We start from the raw sequence: 14,357 nt of genomic DNA on the forward strand, positions 1-14,357 counted from the left end.
ACCATCCCTGACCGGTAATAATGCCGCTGACGCGTCCCTGCGATCAGTTTCAAGCCTTGTTCGGCATCAGCCCCGGCAAGGCATGCGCCAGGGCGTTGATGGCGAAACCGATAAACATCACCCCGCACAACCGAGTGATCGCCAGTTCATGCCGTTGATACAGGCTGCGCACTTGCCGTGCACCGACGATGCCAATGAGGATAGCGTAGGCCAACAGACCACCAACGAAGCTCAAGACAATCAACCACGGCAGCATCGACCAATGCAGCAGTTCCGCACGGCTGGACAGCAACGCCGTAAAGGTCGCCACCGCGACCGGATAGGCTTTGGGATTGGTCAAACCAAACAGTATGCCGTGCCAGAACGGCTGCCGCGCCGGGCCTTGCGGCGCTTCGGCGCTGCTGCGTTTGGCCCGCACCGCGCGTAAACCAAGCCAGAACAGATAGAGGCCGCTGAGCACGCCCAACACGTCAAACGCCGTACTGCCGATTTCCCGCGCACCGACAATCGCGATCAACGCGGTACTGCACCAGACCACGTCACCGAGCAAATGCCCGCACAAAAAACCCGCCCCTGCCCGCCGCCCACGCGCCGCGCCGATGCCAAACACCGCCAATACGCCCGGCCCCGGGGTGATCCCGTAAATGAAGCCCGAGGCGAGAACGGCCATTAGCAGCGATGGGGTCATCGGGGAAATCCTTCTGAACTATGTGGTGAATGGGCGCAAGTCTATATCAGGTCCCTGGAAATCAACTGACTGATCGTCGAAGAACTTCATTCCCGCATAAGGCCGCTGCCGACAGGCCGCCAGCCGCGACGCCAGATCGCCGACATGGGCTTCGAGCTTGTGACCGTCGGGGTCGAGGAAGTAGAACGACGCGCCTTCGTTAAGGTTATCGCGCCATTCCCGGACGTTGGCGGCTCGAAGGCGTTCGACGAAGGGCGGGAAGTCGGGTGCGCTGATGTTGAAGGCGTAATGGGTGTAATCGGCGGCCGGTTCACAGTTGCGCAGCGGATCGAGGGAAAGGCACAGCCAAAGGCCGGGCAGCGAAAGGTAGGCGCCGTTGTCCCAGGTAGCGTCGAGCTGAAGTTGCAGGAGGTCGTGATAGAACTCAGCGCTGCGGGTCAGGTCGGTGACGGCGAGGGTCAGGTGGTTAAGGCCGCTCAGCATGATATTTATAGACCTTTGAAACCTTGTGGAAGGACGTAGCTTTTACCGTCGTATCGAAGCGTCGTCAGCACCGGTTTTTCGGTGATGGTCTTTGATTCACAAGCCTCCCCCTCGCCCTTCCCGATTTCGCGTGTGGACACTGTTTTGACGATCAGATCCGCGTAGCCATGTGAGCGGGTGTTGCCGATTTCGAGGGTTCGGCTGTGCTGATAAAGCTCTCCGGCGCAATTGCCATCCCATTCACCGCCGTACTCATAGGTGATGAGCTTGTCGAGGACCGGACGCAACTGGCTGCCCTCTTTCACATAGAGCGAGAGCAACTTTTCACTCACGGGATTGACCCGTGACGAACCATTGAACGTGACGCGCACACCAAACGCTCTCAGGTCCGGCGTGAGCTTGTAACGTGCAGTGTCAATTTGCAGGTCTTCATACGCGATGGCGTCCGACTCAAAAGCCGCGGCCTTTTGATACGTCGCCAACGGTTTCGAATCGACTGCCGATACAACGGCAAGCTGGAGGTCGTATTTCCCTTGAGGGCCATCATCGCTTGCCGAGTATCCCGACTCGAACTGCGATAACGCTGTGATCGTCAGCCCCGGATAAGCCGGCCAGTCTTTGCACACCGAATAGCCGAAATCGCCGGCCAGAAACGGTTTCTGGCAATCAGCGAAGGCCTGCGTTGTCATTACCAGTCCACACAGTGCTACACAACTTATCCATCCAGACTTCAAGGTCATTCCCTGTTCCTTATGTATTGCTGAACACCAGATCATTTCAGGCGCGCACTATCGCCTCCTCTATCCGCCCATTCAACCCGTTCAACGCACAGCTTGAGCGTCCCGATCCCGCAGGCGCTGGCTTGCCAGCGATTACTGTCTGAAATTGCAACGCAGATTTCGAGGGCCCCATCGCCAGCAAGCAGGCTCCTACAAGGTTGGGCGCACTTCAGAACGTGTCGAGTGTGCGCAGACCCCGATGACATACAGCGCCGGTGTGGTGCTGCCATTCAGGTCTAACAACACAAAACCGTGGACGATTCGTCCTCGGCCGGTCGCCTCGGTATAGTCTGCCGCAATCAAAACGCCTGACAAAAAAACAACCCAAGGCTTTCCATGAAGAGCAGCACCACCCTCCTCGTCACCTGCAGCACGGTTTTTCTCGCGCAGTTGGGCATGAGCATTTACCTGCCGGCGCTGCCGGAAATGGCTCGATACCTGTCGGCCGAGGCCTCGCAGGTTTCGTGGGGGCTAGCGGTGTATCTGATCGGCATGGCGCTACCAATGTTGTTTTGGGGCAGCCTGGCTCAGCGCGTCGGCCGAAAACCGGTGCTGCTTGCAGCGCTTGCTATTTATGGGTTGGGCAACCTTGCGCTGCCCTTGGGCCAGACGCTGGAATCCTTTCTGTTTTTCAGACTGGTTCAGGGCATTGGCGCCAGCGGAATTTCGGTCATGGCACGGGTGTTGATCCGCGACAGTTTTCGGGGAGACTTGCTGGCCAAAGCGCTGTCCTGGCTTTCAATTTCTTTCGTGGTGGCGCTGGGGATTGGCCAGTATCTGGGGTCGGTCATTCAGGTCGCGTTGGGCTGGCCGGCGATTTTCTACCTGCTGGGCAGTGTCAGTCTGTTGCTGGCGCTGATCGTGGCCCGGGTCACGTTCCCGGAGCGGGTGGAAGACACCGTTCAGTCGTCCGCGTGGTCGAGTTACTGGCGCATTCTGCGTGATCGGGCCTTCCTGTTGCCGGCGCTCTCCGGCGGGCTGGGTTATGGGGTGATCATCGCGTTCAACACTGCCGGCCCGCTGATTTTGCAAGGACTGTTCAACTGGTCGGCCGTGGAATACGGGCTGTTGGGCTGGCCGATCAGCGCGGGGTATTTTCTCGGGGCATTGGCGGTCAACGGTCTGGTGCTGCGCACCGGCCAACGTCGGTTGATGACGGCGGGAGTGGGGCTGGTACTGGCCGGCAGCGCGGTGATGTTGCTGGGGAGCATCGCCGGCACTTCGATTGCGCTGCTGTTCTGGTTGCCCTACTGCGTTGCGGTGTTCGGCCAGTCGTTGAATTACCCGATCAGCCTGGCGCTGGCCAACGACGGTTCGCCGGTCGGCGGTGCCTATGCGATGGCGTTGAGCGGGTTCATCCATCAACTGATGGCGGCCGTCATCGGTGGCATCGCCAGCCTGATTGCCAACCAGCAGGCATGGCCGTTATCACTGTTATGCACGTTGCTGGCCCTGGGCGCGACGCTCTGCGTGAGCATCGCGCCCGGCCGAAAAACCGCTTAGAACGCGCTGCGGAAAATCTCCTCGATCTGCCGCTGATCCGCTGCACGTGGGTTGGTCACGCCGCACGCGTCTTTCAAGGCGTTGGTGGCGAGGGTCGGAATGTCGTTGAGCCGGGCGCCGAGTTCACGCAGACCGGCGGGAATTTCCACGTCCCTGGCCAGGCTGCGGATGGCCGCAATGGCCGCCTGCGCGCCCTCTTCCGGGCTGAAGCCGCGGATATCGGCGCCCATTGCGTGGGCCACGTCGGTCAGGCGGTCGGCGCACACCAGCGCGTTGAAACTTTGCACATGCGGCAACAGCACGGCGTTACAGACGCCGTGGGGCAAGTCGTAGAAGCCACCCAACTGGTGGGCCATGGCATGCACGTAGCCAAGCGACGCATTGTTGAACGCCATGCCCGCGAGGAACTGTGCGTAAGCCATGTTTTCCCGCGCGGCGAGGTCGCTGCCATCGCGCACGGCCAGACGCAGGTTGTTGCTGATCAGCGTCATCGCCTTCAGCGCGCAGGCATCGGTGATCGGGTTGGCGGCGGTGGACACGTAGGCTTCGATGGCGTGGGTCAACGCGTCCATGCCGGTGGCGGCGGTCAGGCTTTTGGGCATGGCGACCATCAGTGCCGGGTCGTTGACTGACAGCAGCGGCGTGACGTTGCGGTCGACGATGGCCATTTTCACGTGACGGGATTCGTCGGTGATGATGCAGAAGCGCGTCATCTCGCTGGCCGTGCCGGCGGTGGTGTTGATGGCGATCAGCGGCAATTGCGGCTTCTCGGATTGATCGACGCCTTCGTAATCGCGAATCTGCCCGCCATTGGTCGCGCACAACGCAATGCCTTTGGCGCAGTCGTGGGGCGAACCGCCGCCCAGCGACACGACGAAATCACAGCGACTTTCCTTGAGCAGGCCCAGGCCACTTTCGACGTTGGCGATGCTCGGGTTGGGCTTGGCGCCGTCGAATATGACCGAGTCGATGTCCAGCATTGCCAGCCTCTCGGCAATCATCGCCGCCACACCGGCCTTGGCCAGTCCCATGTCGGTGACGATCAGCGCCTTGTGAAAGCCGTATTTGCCAATCGCGTCCATGGCTTCGTCGAGGCAACCAATACCCATGATGTTCACGGCGGGGATGAAAAACGTGCTGCTCATGGCGAATCTCCAGGTCTAGGGCCGTATCGGCTGTTCGATCCGGCGGATACCCACAGAATCGCCTCATTGGCCAAGCGCTAACTTGATCTGGCTCAAGTCCGTGTCGTGATAAAGTCGCCGCCCATCCGACCTTTTGCTTTTTGAGACGACGACCGCAATGACCGATTTCCAGGATGTCGATGCCCAACTTGAAGACTGGAACGCCTTGCGCGCCACCGCCTCGATCAGCGGCCTGCTGGTAGGCAACGGCGCCAGCCGCGCGGTGTGGGACGATTTCGGCTACGACTCGCTGTTCGAAAACGCCCGCACCGTCGAAGAAAAACCCCTGAGCCAGTCCGAGCTGAGCGTGTTCGATGCGATGCAGACGCGCAGTTTCGAGCAGGTGTTGAGCGCGCTGAAAACCACCAGCCGGGTGAACAAAGCCCTGGCCGTCAGCTCCGCCGCACCGCGTAATCGCTACTACGCGATCAAGGAAGCGCTGATCAACACCGTGCACGCGGTGCACATCCCGTGGCGGCTGGTAGTGCCTGCGACGCTGGCGACGATCAATCAGGAATTGGGCGGCTACCGGACGGTGTTCACCACCAATTACGACTTGCTCAGCTACTGGGCGATCCAGCACCAGCCTGATGCGATCACCGATCTGTTCCAGGGCGCCGAGCCGGGGTTTGATTTGAGCGCCACGGCGACCGATAAAACCCGTTTGCTGTACCTGCATGGCGGTTTGCATCTGGTGCGCAATCAGGACGGCACGGCGCGCAAACTGATGTCGACCGAGGGCACGCTGCTGGGCAGTTTCGCGATCAACAACACGATCAAGACGCTGGATGACGTGCCGCTGTTTGTGAACGAGGGGCCGAGCGCGGACAAACTCAAGACCATCCGCAGTTCGGATTATTTGTCGTTTTGCTACGACCAGTTATTGGGGCATGCCGAGGGCTTGTGCGTCTTTGGGCATGCCCTGGGTGAGCAGGACAGCCACATCATTCATGCGTTGCGCCAGGCGCAACCCAAGGTGGTGGCGATTTCGATTTATCCGCGCAGCAAGGCATTTATCCAGCATCAGAAGCGGCATTACGCGAAGGTGTTTGAGGGGACCGGATCAGAGCTGCGGTTTTTTGATTCGAAGACGCATGCGTTGGGGAGCCCGAAGCTGACCGTTCCCGTCGAGAAGTAACACCGATCCTGTAGGAGCCAGCTTGCTGGCGATGGCGGTGGGTCAGTCAACATCTGCATTGGCTGACCGTACGCCATCGCCAGCAAGCTGGCTCCTACAAGGGGATTGCGGTGTATTTAGAGCAGCGGGAGGGTCTTGTCCTTGATCACGGTCGTCGGGCCGTTGGTCTTCACACTGGCGATGCCTTTTGCCATCGCGGCATCAGAGGAATAGGTTTCGCTGCTGCCGATAATCTCGTGGTTGCCGGCTTTGAGGTTGAAGTAAGGATGGCCATCCTTGGTGGTCTTTTTCTCGTAGCGCTCATCCAGCGGACTGTTGCTTTGAATCGACGCGATGCCTTTATCGGCAGCGCCGCGAGTGGTGTACAGCTCGCTGGTCAGAATGGTTTCGGCATTGGCTGCTTTCAGCACAAACCTGAACTGACCATTGCTGCTTTTACTCACTTCGTACCATCCGGACATGCTCTTGCTCCTTTGGCAATTGAGAGGTTTCGCGCTTCAGATTAAAGACCACGCCGGGATTTCTGTCGCCTGTACCGCCGCCTGCTCGCGAAACGGTCGCCTTGGTTTGTGCTACTTCACCACCGTCCGAACCACCGACAATTCCGGAGCAGCGACCCGCCGTTGCGACAAATACCGCGTACAGCTCACCCGCAAAAACGAAGCAAAATTCACCACTTCCCCACGGTAATCCATCACCTCTTCATACAGTTTGGCGATCAACTGGTTGGTGGTCATGCCGTCGACCTCGGCGATTTCGCTGAGGATGTCCCAGAACTGATTCTCCAGCCGCAGGGTGGTGACCACCCCGCAGATGCGCAGCGAGCGGGAGCGCGATTCGTAGAGGATCGGATCGGCCTTGACGTAAAGCTCGCACATGGAAAAGTCCCTCGTTACAGCGTGATTTTGGTGCCCAGCAACCCGAGGAAACCGGCAAGCCAGCTCGGGTGGGCCGGCCACGCCGGAGCAGTGGCCAGATTGCCTTGAACGTGACCTTGCGTCACCGGGATATCGATGAACGTACCACCGGCCAAGCGTACTTCCGGGGCGCAGGCCGGGTAGGCGCTGCACTCGCGACCTTCAAGAACGCCTGCCGCTGCCAGCAATTGCGCACCATGACATACGGCGGCGATCGGTTTGCCGGCCTTGTCGAAGGCGCGCACCAGCTCCAGGACTTTTTCGTTCAGGCGCAGGTATTCCGGGGCACGACCACCGGGGATCAGCAGCGCGTCGTAGTCGGCTTCAGCGACCTTGGCAAAATCGAAGTTCAAGGCAAACAGGTGGCCGGGTTTTTCGCTGTAGGTCTGGTCGCCTTCGAAGTCATGGATCGCCGTGCGCACGGTCTGGCCTGCCGTTTTGTCCGGGCAGACGGCGTGCACCGTGTGACCGACCATCAGCAATGCCTGGAACGGCACCATCACTTCGTAGTCTTCGACGTAATCGCCGACCAGCATCAGAATTTTCTTGGCAGCCATGGGGAGGACTCCTCTGGGAAATACGTGGGCCTGCAGGAGTATTCAAGGTAGTCCTTATCTGCGGGGTCGGGTAATAACCAGCTACTACCTGATAGACCGCGATGACGGTTTCAAACTGTACGGATAACTCTGCGCCCAGCTGTAACACCGCAGCCTGCGCGGTTTATGGCTAGATGAAGACACTTCCCACTACCCTCGATTCTGGTTGCCCTCATGTCCTCGCGCGAAAACACCGGCATGGCTCTCGGCCTGCTCGGCGTTGTGATTTTCAGCCTCACCCTGCCCTTCACACGGATCGTCGTGCAGGAACTCCATCCGCTGCTCAACGGCTTGGGCCGTGCGTTGTTCGCGGCGATACCAGCAGCGCTGTTGTTACTGTGGCGTCGGGAAAAATGGCCGACCTGGAAACAGGTCAAAGGCCTGACGCTGGTGATCGCCGGCGTGATCCTTGGCTTCCCGGTTTTATCCGCTTGGGCGATGCAAACCTTGCCCGCGTCCCACGGCGCATTGGTCAACGGCCTGCAACCGCTGTGCGTGGCGCTATACGCCGCGTGGTTGTCCCACGAACGGCCGTCGAAAGCCTTCTGGGCCTGCGCCGCGCTGGGCAGTGCGTTGGTGCTGGGTTACGCACTGATCAGCGGCGCCGGCAGCATTCAGGCCGGGGATTTGCTGATGCTCGGCGCGATTGCCGTGGGCGGTTTGGGCTACGCCGAGGGCGGCCGCCTGGCCAAGGAGATGGGCGGCTGGCAAGTGATCTGCTGGGCACTGGTGTTGTCGACGCCGCTGTTGATCGGGCCGGTGGTGTACCTGGCGCTGCAACACCAGGGAGAAATTTCGGCCAAGACCTGGTGGGCGTTTGGTTATGTTTCACTGTTCTCGCAGTTCATCGGCTTCTTTGCCTGGTACGCCGGTTTGGCGATGGGCGGCATTGCCCGGGTCAGCCAGATCCAGCTGTTGCAGATTTTCTTCACCATCGCGTTTTCAGCGTTGTTCTTTGGTGAACACGTCGAGCCGATCACCTGGCTGTTTGCGGCCGGGGTGATTGTGACGGTGATGTTGGGACGCAAGACCGCGGTCAAACCGGCGCAACCAGAGCGCATTGCCAACGCATGACCCGATAGGAGCCAGCTTGCTGGCTCCTACAGGTAATTGTCGGCGCGCAACAGGGTTTCCAGGCAATGCTCGGTAATCTGATAGAAATCCTTCAACTCCTGAATCTTCACCAACAACTGGGCCGGGTCCACCGGCTCGGCGCGCTTGACCGCCAGGATCATCTTGTTCTTGTTGGTGTGGTCCAGTGAGATGAACTCGAAAACCTTGGTCTCGTAACCACAGGCTTCGAGGAACAACGCACGCAGACTGTCGGTGACCATTTCCGCTTGCTGCCCCAGGTGCAAACCGTATTGCAGCATCGGCTTGAGCAGCGCCGGACTCTGGATTTGCAGGCGGATCTGCTTGTGGCAGCACGGCGAGCACATGATGATCGAGGCGCCGGAACGAATACCGGTGTGGATCGCATAATCAGTGGCGATATCGCAGGCGTGCAGCGCGATCATCACGTCCAGCTCGCTCGGCGCCACGCTGCGCACGTCACCGCATTTAAACACCAGCCCCGGATGCTCTAGCTTCGCGACGGCGGCGTTGCACAAGTTGACCATTTCTTCACGCAGCTCGACCCCCGTCACCTCGCCTTCGGCGTTCAAGGTGTTGCGCAGGTAGTCGTGGATCGCGAACGTCAGGTAGCCCTTGCCCGAACCGAAATCGGCGACCCGCACCGGTTTGTCCAGCGCCAGCGGTGAGGTGGTCAGCGCATGGCTGAAGACTTCGATGAACTTGTTGATCTGCTTCCATTTGCGCGACATCGCCGGGATCAGCTCGTGCTTGCTGTTGGTCACACCGAGGTCGGCGAGGAACGGCCGGCTCAGGTCGAGGAAACGGTTTTTCTCGCGGTTGTGCTCGGCGGACGGCACCTCGCGCAATTGCTGAGGTTTGCTCTTGAACAGCGAAGACTTGCCCTTTTTGCTGTATTCGAGCTGGGCTTCGTCGGTCAGCGACAACAAATGCGCATTTTTGAACGACGCCGGCAACAACGCGGCGATGGTCGCCACGCCCTCGGCCAATGGTAGGTTCTTGGTGATGTCGCGGGTTTTGTAGCGGTAGACGAAGGACAGGCAAGGCTGATCCTTGACCGTCAGTTGCTTGATGATCAGCCGCTGCAGATCCGCTTCGGTGCCGACGTACTTGGCCAGCACCAGTTTGATGAAGGCGTTGGCGTCGAGGCTGGTTTGCAGCAGGTCGATGAACTGGACGTGGTGATCCGGCGCGAGGCTGGCGGGGGTGGCGGTGACAGACATGGACAAAACGGCCTCGGGCGGAGCGAATCGGGAATGGCGGGTATTTTAGGGGGGATGGCCGTTCAGGACACGCAGTTATTTACGAACGGCGCACATCCCCTGTGGGAGCGGCGTCAGCCCAACACCACCAACCGATTCGGCAACTCATTGCGCACATGCGTCACCGGCACATGCACCTTGAGCAGCTCGCCACACGCTTCCACGCACGTCACAAAGCCCTGCAACGTCTGCCCCTGTTTCACCTGCTGGGTGAACGCCGCCACAATGGCGTCCCAGTTTTTGTTATCCAGCCGCTTGGAAATCCCTTCATCCACCAGAATTTCCACGTAACGCTCGGCCTCGCAGACGAAAATCAGCATCCCGGTGCTGCCCACGGTGTGGTGCAGGTTCTGCTCGAGGAACTGCCGGCGCGCCAGGTTCGAGGCGCGCCAGTGCCGCACCGAGCGCGGGATCAGGTGCGTGGTGATTTTCGGAATACGGAACACCAGGCACAACACGATGAAGGTGAGCCATTGCACCAGCAGCAGGCTGTGCATGGTCAGCCAGCCGGTCAGATAATGCACGACACCCGGCACCACCAGCGCCAGCAGGCTGGCCCATAGCAGCGGGATGTACGCATAGTCGTCGGCGCGGGCCGCGAGCACGGTCACCAGTTCGGCGTCGGTGTCGCGCTCGACCCGGGCAATCGCCTCGGCGACTTTGCGTTGTTCGTGTTCAGTCAGTAATGCCATGTTTACGAATGCCCGTTCATTGTTGTCATCACCAGCCGCCCGACGAACCGCCGCCCCCGAAACTGCCCCCGCCGCCGCTGAAGCCCCCGCCTCCACCGCCGCCACCAAAACCACCGCCGCCGAAACCACCACCGGAACCGCCCGAGCCGCCTCGGCCGGCCGGCAGAATCCCGAACATCTGCAAGACGAATATCGTCAGGATGAACAGCAGCACCAGGAACACAAACACCCCGGGATGCCGCGACACGAAGTCGCTCTCCTGATTGCCGCCGGAGTCGTACACCGTCGACGGTTCATCCAGCGGGCTGCCGCCCAGCACCACCAGCATTGCCGCAACCCCGTCGCTGATGCCCTTGCTGAAGTTGCCGGCCTTGAACGCCGGGGTGATCACCTGAGTGATGATCACCGAACTCTGCGCGTCGGTCAGCCGATCTTCCAGACCATAACCGACTTCGATCCGCAACTTGCGCTCATCGCGGGCGACGATCAACAAGGCGCCGTTGTTCTTGTCCTTCTGCCCGATGCCCCAGTAACGCCCGAGCTGATAACCGAAGTCGGCAATCTCGGCCCCCTGCAAGTCCGGTAACGTCACCACCACCAACTGCTCACCGGTGGCCTTTTCATGGGCGTTGAGCTGTTGCGTCAACTGCTCGCGCACCGACGGCTCGATCAATTGGGCGTTGTCCACCACCCGCCCGGTCAGCTGCGGAAACTTCAGTTCGGCTTGCGCCGTGGCGACAAACACCCAAAGCAACAGCGCCAGGCCCACTTTCAACACACGCATTGGCAACCTCATCCGTGGTAATGCTTTCGGCCGGTCAGAACTTCACTTCAGGCGCTTTTTCGGCACCGGGGCTGGTGGCTTCGAAGGTTTCACGAATCGGTAGATCGCTGTACATCACGGTGTGCCACAGGCGCCCCGGGAAGGTACGGATTTCGGTGTTGTATTTCTGCACCGCAAGAATGAAGTCGCGACGCGCCACGGCGATGCGATTCTCGGTGCCTTCCAGTTGCGATTGCAACGCGAGGAAGTTCTGGTTGGCCTTGAGGTCCGGGTAACGCTCGGACACCACCATCAAACGGCTCAAGGCACCGGTCAACTGATCCTGGGCTTGCTGGAACTGTTTGAGTTTCTCGGGATTGTCGAGGGTGCTGGCATCCACCTGGATCGAAGTGGCCTTGGCCCGGGCTTCGATCACCGCGGTCAGGGTTTCTTCTTCATGCTTGGCGTAGCCCTTGACCGTTTCCACGAGGTTGGGGATCAGGTCGGCACGGCGTTGATACTGGTTCTGCACCTGGCCCCAGGCGGCCTTGGCCTGTTCGTCGAGGGTCGGAATGGTGTTGATGCCGCAACCGGCCAGCAAGGTGGTCAGCAACATCAAGGCTGCGATCTGCAGGCTCGACCGAGTGTGGTGTCGTACATTCATCTGGTTGACGCTCCCGTGCACATTCCGTTGAAAAAACATCCAGCGAACTCCTGACCGGACTCTTGGGGCATAATCTGCCGCCGCCACTGGATTGCATCGAGCCAATGGGCTAAAAGATGCCCCAGCGCAAAAACACTGCAGAAGTGTGCTGCATTTACCTGAACAACAATAGTCGCTCCCTAAATTTTGGCTGACCGGCGCGTATTCACTGCCGTTTAGGCTTTAGAGAAAACCATTCATGAAGAAGCTGTGTTTGCTGGGCCTGTTCGTCAGTCTGGCCAGTCATACCGTATTGGCCGCCACGACGCCCGCACCTCTGGAGAACAAGGACGCTTTCATCAGCAACCTGATGAAGCAGATGACCCTCGATGAAAAAATCGGCCAGTTGCGCCTGATCAGCATCGGCCCGGAAATGCCGCGGGAGCTGATCCGCAAGGAAATCGCCGCCGGCAACATAGGCGGTACGTTCAACTCGATCACCCGCCCGGAAAACCGTCCGATGCAGGACGCGGCCATGCGCAGCCGGTTGAAGATCCCGATGTTCTTCGCCTATGACGTGATCCACGGCCATCGCACCATTTTCCCGATCCCGCTGGCCCTGGCCTCGAGCTGGGACATGGATGCCATCGGCCTGTCCGGGCGCATTGCTGCCAAGGAAGCTGCATCGGACAGCGTCGACCTCACCTTCGCGCCGATGGTCGACATTTCCCGCGACCCGCGCTGGGGCCGTACTTCCGAAGGCTTCGGCGAAGATACCTATCTGGTGTCGCGTATCGCTGGCGTGATGGTCAAAGCTTTCCAGGGCAGCGGCGCGAACGCAGCCGACAGCATCATGGCCAGCGTCAAGCACTTTGCCTTGTACGGCGCGGTCGAGGGCGGTCGCGACTACAACGTCGTCGACATGAGCCCGGTCAAGATGTACCAGGACTACCTGCCACCGTACCGCGCGGCGATTGACGCCGGTGCGGGTGGCGTCATGGTCGCGTTGAACTCGATCAACGGCATCCCGGCCACCGCCAACACCTGGCTGATGAACGACCTGTTGCGCAAGGACTGGGGCTTCAAAGGCCTGGCGGTCAGCGACCATGGGGCGATTTTCGAGCTGATCAAGCATGGCGTTGCCGCTGACGGTCGCGAAGCCGCGAAGCTGGCGATCAAGGCCGGCATCCACATGAGCATGAACGACACGCTCTACGGCAAGGAGCTACCAGGGCTGCTCAAGGCCGGCGAGATCCAGCAGAGCGACATCGATAATGCCGTGCGAGCGGTGCTCGACGCCAAGTACGACATGGGCCTGTTCAAGGACCCGTACCTGCGCATCGGCAAGGCTGAAGATGATCCGGTCGACACAAACGCCGACAGCCGCCTGCACCGCGCCGAGGCGCGCGACGTTGCGCGCCGCAGCCTGGTGTTGCTGAAGAATCAGGGCGAAACCCTGCCGCTGAAGAAAACCGCGAAAATCGCCCTGGTCGGTCCGTTGGCCAAGGCACCGATCGACATGATGGGCAGTTGGGCCGCCAACGGTCGCCCCGCGCAATCGGTGACGCTGTTCGACGGTATGACCAACGCACTCGGTGCGCAATCGACGCTGATCTACGCCCGTGGCGCCAACATCACCAGCGACAAGAAGGCGCTGGATTACCTGAACTTCCTTAACTTCGATGCACCGGAAGTGGTCGATGACCCGCGCTCGGCGCAAGTGCTGATCGACGAAGCGGTGAAAGCCGCCAAGGATGCCGATGTGGTCGTCGCAGCAGTGGGCGAGTCCCGTGGCATGTCCCACGAATCGTCGAGCCGCACCGATCTGAATATTCCGGAAAACCAGCGTGAGCTGATTCGCGCCTTGAAGGCCACCGGCAAACCGCTGGTGCTGGTGTTGATGAACGGCCGTCCGCTGTCGATTCTCCAGGAGAAAGAACAGGCCGACGCGATTCTGGAAACCTGGTTCAGCGGCACCGAGGGCGGCAACGCCATCGCCGACGTGCTGTTCGGCGACTACAACCCGTCGGGCAAACTGCCGATCACCGTCCCGCGTTCGGTGGGCCAGATTCCGACCTACTACAACCACCTGAGCATTGGCCGGCCGTTCACGCCGGGCAAACCAGGCAACTACACTTCGCAGTATTTCGATGACACCACAGGTCCGCTGTTTCCGTTCGGCTTCGGTCTGAGCTACACCGATTTCAGCCTGACCGACATGGCCCTGTCATCGACCACGCTGAACAAGACCGGCAAGCTCGACGCCAGCGTCATGGTGAAAAACACCGGCAAGCGTGACGGCGAAACCGTGGTGCAGTTGTACATCCAGGACGTGACCGGTTCGATGATCCGGCCGCTGAAGGAACTGAAGAACTTCCAGAAAATCACGCTCAAGGCCGGCGAACAGAAAGTCGTGCACTTCACCATCACCGAGGATGACCTGAAGTTCTTCAACGCCCAGCTGAAATACGCGGCGGAGCCAGGCAAGTTCAACGTGCAGATCGGCCTGGATTCCCAGGACGTGACGCAGCAGAGCTTTGAATTGCTGTAACGCTTCCAACACGCTGTAAAAACCTGTGGGAGCGGGCTTGCCCGCGATGAGGCCATCACATTCAAC

The 14,357-nt window shown here is 60.0% G+C and carries 15 protein-coding genes; 4 read left to right on the top strand and 11 right to left on the bottom strand.

Translation table 11 applies throughout. From position 1 onward, the window contains the following. Window positions 1-49: 49 nt before the first annotated feature. From ACI77H_RS11965 to ACI77H_RS11975, 3 genes are read right to left on the bottom strand one after another with little or no spacing between them, the layout of a single operon-like run. A complete protein-coding gene (locus tag ACI77H_RS11965) occupies window positions 50-688 on the bottom strand; it encodes a LysE family translocator (protein WP_407012091.1) in 639 nt (212 codons plus the stop codon). Window positions 689-706: 18 nt separating this feature from the next. Beyond that, window positions 707-1,171 (bottom strand): fosfomycin resistance glutathione transferase, encoded by a 465-nt coding sequence (gene fos / locus ACI77H_RS11970; RefSeq protein WP_407012092.1) that lies wholly within the window; start codon window positions 1,169-1,171, stop codon window positions 707-709. Window positions 1,172-1,176: 5 nt separating this feature from the next. After that, window positions 1,177-1,911: a hypothetical protein gene (locus tag ACI77H_RS11975; RefSeq protein WP_407012093.1), complete on the bottom strand. Its 735-nt coding sequence runs from the start codon at window positions 1,909-1,911 to the stop codon at window positions 1,177-1,179. Window positions 1,912-2,286: 375 nt separating this feature from the next. Here ACI77H_RS11975 and ACI77H_RS11980 point away from each other — a divergent pair, with 375 nt between their 5' ends. Beyond that, complete coding sequence (locus ACI77H_RS11980) at window positions 2,287-3,453, top strand: MFS transporter (RefSeq protein ID WP_407012094.1); 1,167 nt, start codon at window positions 2,287-2,289, stop codon at window positions 3,451-3,453. Here the strand turns inward: ACI77H_RS11980 and yiaY are convergent. After that, window positions 3,450-4,598 (bottom strand): L-threonine dehydrogenase, encoded by a 1,149-nt coding sequence (yiaY, locus tag ACI77H_RS11985; RefSeq protein WP_407012095.1) that lies wholly within the window; start codon window positions 4,596-4,598, stop codon window positions 3,450-3,452. The two genes, ACI77H_RS11980 and yiaY, sit on opposite strands and share 4 nt — an antisense overlap. Before the next feature lie 157 nt (window positions 4,599-4,755). Between yiaY and ACI77H_RS11990 the strand changes: the two genes are divergently transcribed. Continuing rightward, window positions 4,756-5,775 carry a DUF4917 family protein gene (locus ACI77H_RS11990; protein WP_407012096.1) on the top strand — a complete coding sequence of 340 codons (1,020 nt, stop codon included), beginning with the start codon at window positions 4,756-4,758 and terminating at the stop codon, window positions 5,773-5,775. Window positions 5,776-5,891: 116 nt separating this feature from the next. On the opposite strand, the gene ACI77H_RS11995 is transcribed toward ACI77H_RS11990, so the two are convergent. The 3 genes from ACI77H_RS11995 to ACI77H_RS12005 all read right to left on the bottom strand — a co-directional run bounded on the left by ACI77H_RS11995 (window position 5,892) and on the right by ACI77H_RS12005 (window position 7,249). After that, on the bottom strand, window positions 5,892-6,236 hold the full coding sequence (locus tag ACI77H_RS11995; protein ID WP_407012097.1) for a YegP family protein: 345 nt from the start codon (window positions 6,234-6,236) through the stop codon (window positions 5,892-5,894). A gap of 111 nt (window positions 6,237-6,347) precedes the next feature. Then, a complete protein-coding gene (locus ACI77H_RS12000) occupies window positions 6,348-6,653 on the bottom strand; it encodes a ribbon-helix-helix domain-containing protein (RefSeq protein WP_407012098.1) in 306 nt (101 codons plus the stop codon). Window positions 6,654-6,667: 14 nt separating this feature from the next. Further along, window positions 6,668-7,249, bottom strand: a complete 582-nt coding sequence (locus tag ACI77H_RS12005; protein ID WP_407012099.1) for a DJ-1/PfpI family protein — start codon at window positions 7,247-7,249, stop codon at window positions 6,668-6,670. Between the two features lie 213 nt (window positions 7,250-7,462). Between ACI77H_RS12005 and ACI77H_RS12010 the strand changes: the two genes are divergently transcribed. Continuing rightward, window positions 7,463-8,362, top strand: a complete 900-nt coding sequence (locus ACI77H_RS12010) for a DMT family transporter (protein ID WP_407012100.1) — start codon at window positions 7,463-7,465, stop codon at window positions 8,360-8,362. 26 nt (window positions 8,363-8,388) lie between these two features. On the opposite strand, the gene ACI77H_RS12015 is transcribed toward ACI77H_RS12010, so the two are convergent. From ACI77H_RS12015 to ACI77H_RS12030, 4 genes are all read right to left on the bottom strand, one after another. Then, a complete protein-coding gene (locus ACI77H_RS12015; protein WP_407012101.1) occupies window positions 8,389-9,603 on the bottom strand; it encodes a class I SAM-dependent methyltransferase in 1,215 nt (404 codons plus the stop codon). Between the two features lie 113 nt (window positions 9,604-9,716). Next, window positions 9,717-10,334 carry a TPM domain-containing protein gene (locus ACI77H_RS12020; RefSeq protein ID WP_407012102.1) on the bottom strand — a complete coding sequence of 206 codons (618 nt, stop codon included), beginning with the start codon at window positions 10,332-10,334 and terminating at the stop codon, window positions 9,717-9,719. Window positions 10,335-10,362: 28 nt separating this feature from the next. Next, window positions 10,363-11,118 (bottom strand): TPM domain-containing protein, encoded by a 756-nt coding sequence (locus tag ACI77H_RS12025; RefSeq protein WP_407012103.1) that lies wholly within the window; start codon window positions 11,116-11,118, stop codon window positions 10,363-10,365. A gap of 34 nt (window positions 11,119-11,152) precedes the next feature. Further along, window positions 11,153-11,761 (bottom strand): LemA family protein, encoded by a 609-nt coding sequence (locus ACI77H_RS12030; protein ID WP_407012104.1) that lies wholly within the window; start codon window positions 11,759-11,761, stop codon window positions 11,153-11,155. Window positions 11,762-11,999: 238 nt separating this feature from the next. Here ACI77H_RS12030 and bglX point away from each other — a divergent pair, with 238 nt between their 5' ends. Beyond that, window positions 12,000-14,291: a beta-glucosidase BglX gene (bglX, locus tag ACI77H_RS12035; protein ID WP_407012105.1), complete on the top strand. Its 2,292-nt coding sequence runs from the start codon at window positions 12,000-12,002 to the stop codon at window positions 14,289-14,291. Window positions 14,292-14,357: the final 66 nt, after the last annotated feature.

Source organism: Pseudomonas sp. O230 (assembly GCF_045447035.1).
Lineage (GTDB): Bacteria > Pseudomonadota > Gammaproteobacteria > Pseudomonadales > Pseudomonadaceae > Aquipseudomonas.

Bases quoted from the DNA above. Each gene is read 5' to 3' on its own strand.
- ACI77H_RS11965 (WP_407012091.1), bottom strand. From the start codon at position 688: ATGACCCCATCGCTGCTAATGGCCGTTCTCGCCTCGGGCTTCATTTAC.
- fos (WP_407012092.1), bottom strand. From the start codon at position 1,171: ATGCTGAGCGGCCTTAACCACCTGACCCTCGCCGTCACCGACCTGACC.
- ACI77H_RS11975 (WP_407012093.1), bottom strand. From the start codon at position 1,911: ATGACCTTGAAGTCTGGATGGATAAGTTGTGTAGCACTGTGTGGACTG.
- ACI77H_RS11980 (WP_407012094.1), top strand. From the start codon at position 2,287: ATGAAGAGCAGCACCACCCTCCTCGTCACCTGCAGCACGGTTTTTCTC.
- yiaY (WP_407012095.1), bottom strand. From the start codon at position 4,598: ATGAGCAGCACGTTTTTCATCCCCGCCGTGAACATCATGGGTATTGGT.
- ACI77H_RS11990 (WP_407012096.1), top strand. From the start codon at position 4,756: ATGACCGATTTCCAGGATGTCGATGCCCAACTTGAAGACTGGAACGCC.
- ACI77H_RS11995 (WP_407012097.1), bottom strand. From the start codon at position 6,236: ATGTCCGGATGGTACGAAGTGAGTAAAAGCAGCAATGGTCAGTTCAGG.
- ACI77H_RS12000 (WP_407012098.1), bottom strand. From the start codon at position 6,653: ATGTGCGAGCTTTACGTCAAGGCCGATCCGATCCTCTACGAATCGCGC.
- ACI77H_RS12005 (WP_407012099.1), bottom strand. From the start codon at position 7,249: ATGGCTGCCAAGAAAATTCTGATGCTGGTCGGCGATTACGTCGAAGAC.
- ACI77H_RS12010 (WP_407012100.1), top strand. From the start codon at position 7,463: ATGTCCTCGCGCGAAAACACCGGCATGGCTCTCGGCCTGCTCGGCGTT.
- ACI77H_RS12015 (WP_407012101.1), bottom strand. From the start codon at position 9,603: ATGTCTGTCACCGCCACCCCCGCCAGCCTCGCGCCGGATCACCACGTC.
- ACI77H_RS12020 (WP_407012102.1), bottom strand. From the start codon at position 10,334: ATGGCATTACTGACTGAACACGAACAACGCAAAGTCGCCGAGGCGATT.
- ACI77H_RS12025 (WP_407012103.1), bottom strand. From the start codon at position 11,118: ATGCGTGTGTTGAAAGTGGGCCTGGCGCTGTTGCTTTGGGTGTTTGTC.
- ACI77H_RS12030 (WP_407012104.1), bottom strand. From the start codon at position 11,761: ATGAATGTACGACACCACACTCGGTCGAGCCTGCAGATCGCAGCCTTG.
- bglX (WP_407012105.1), top strand. From the start codon at position 12,000: ATGAAGAAGCTGTGTTTGCTGGGCCTGTTCGTCAGTCTGGCCAGTCAT.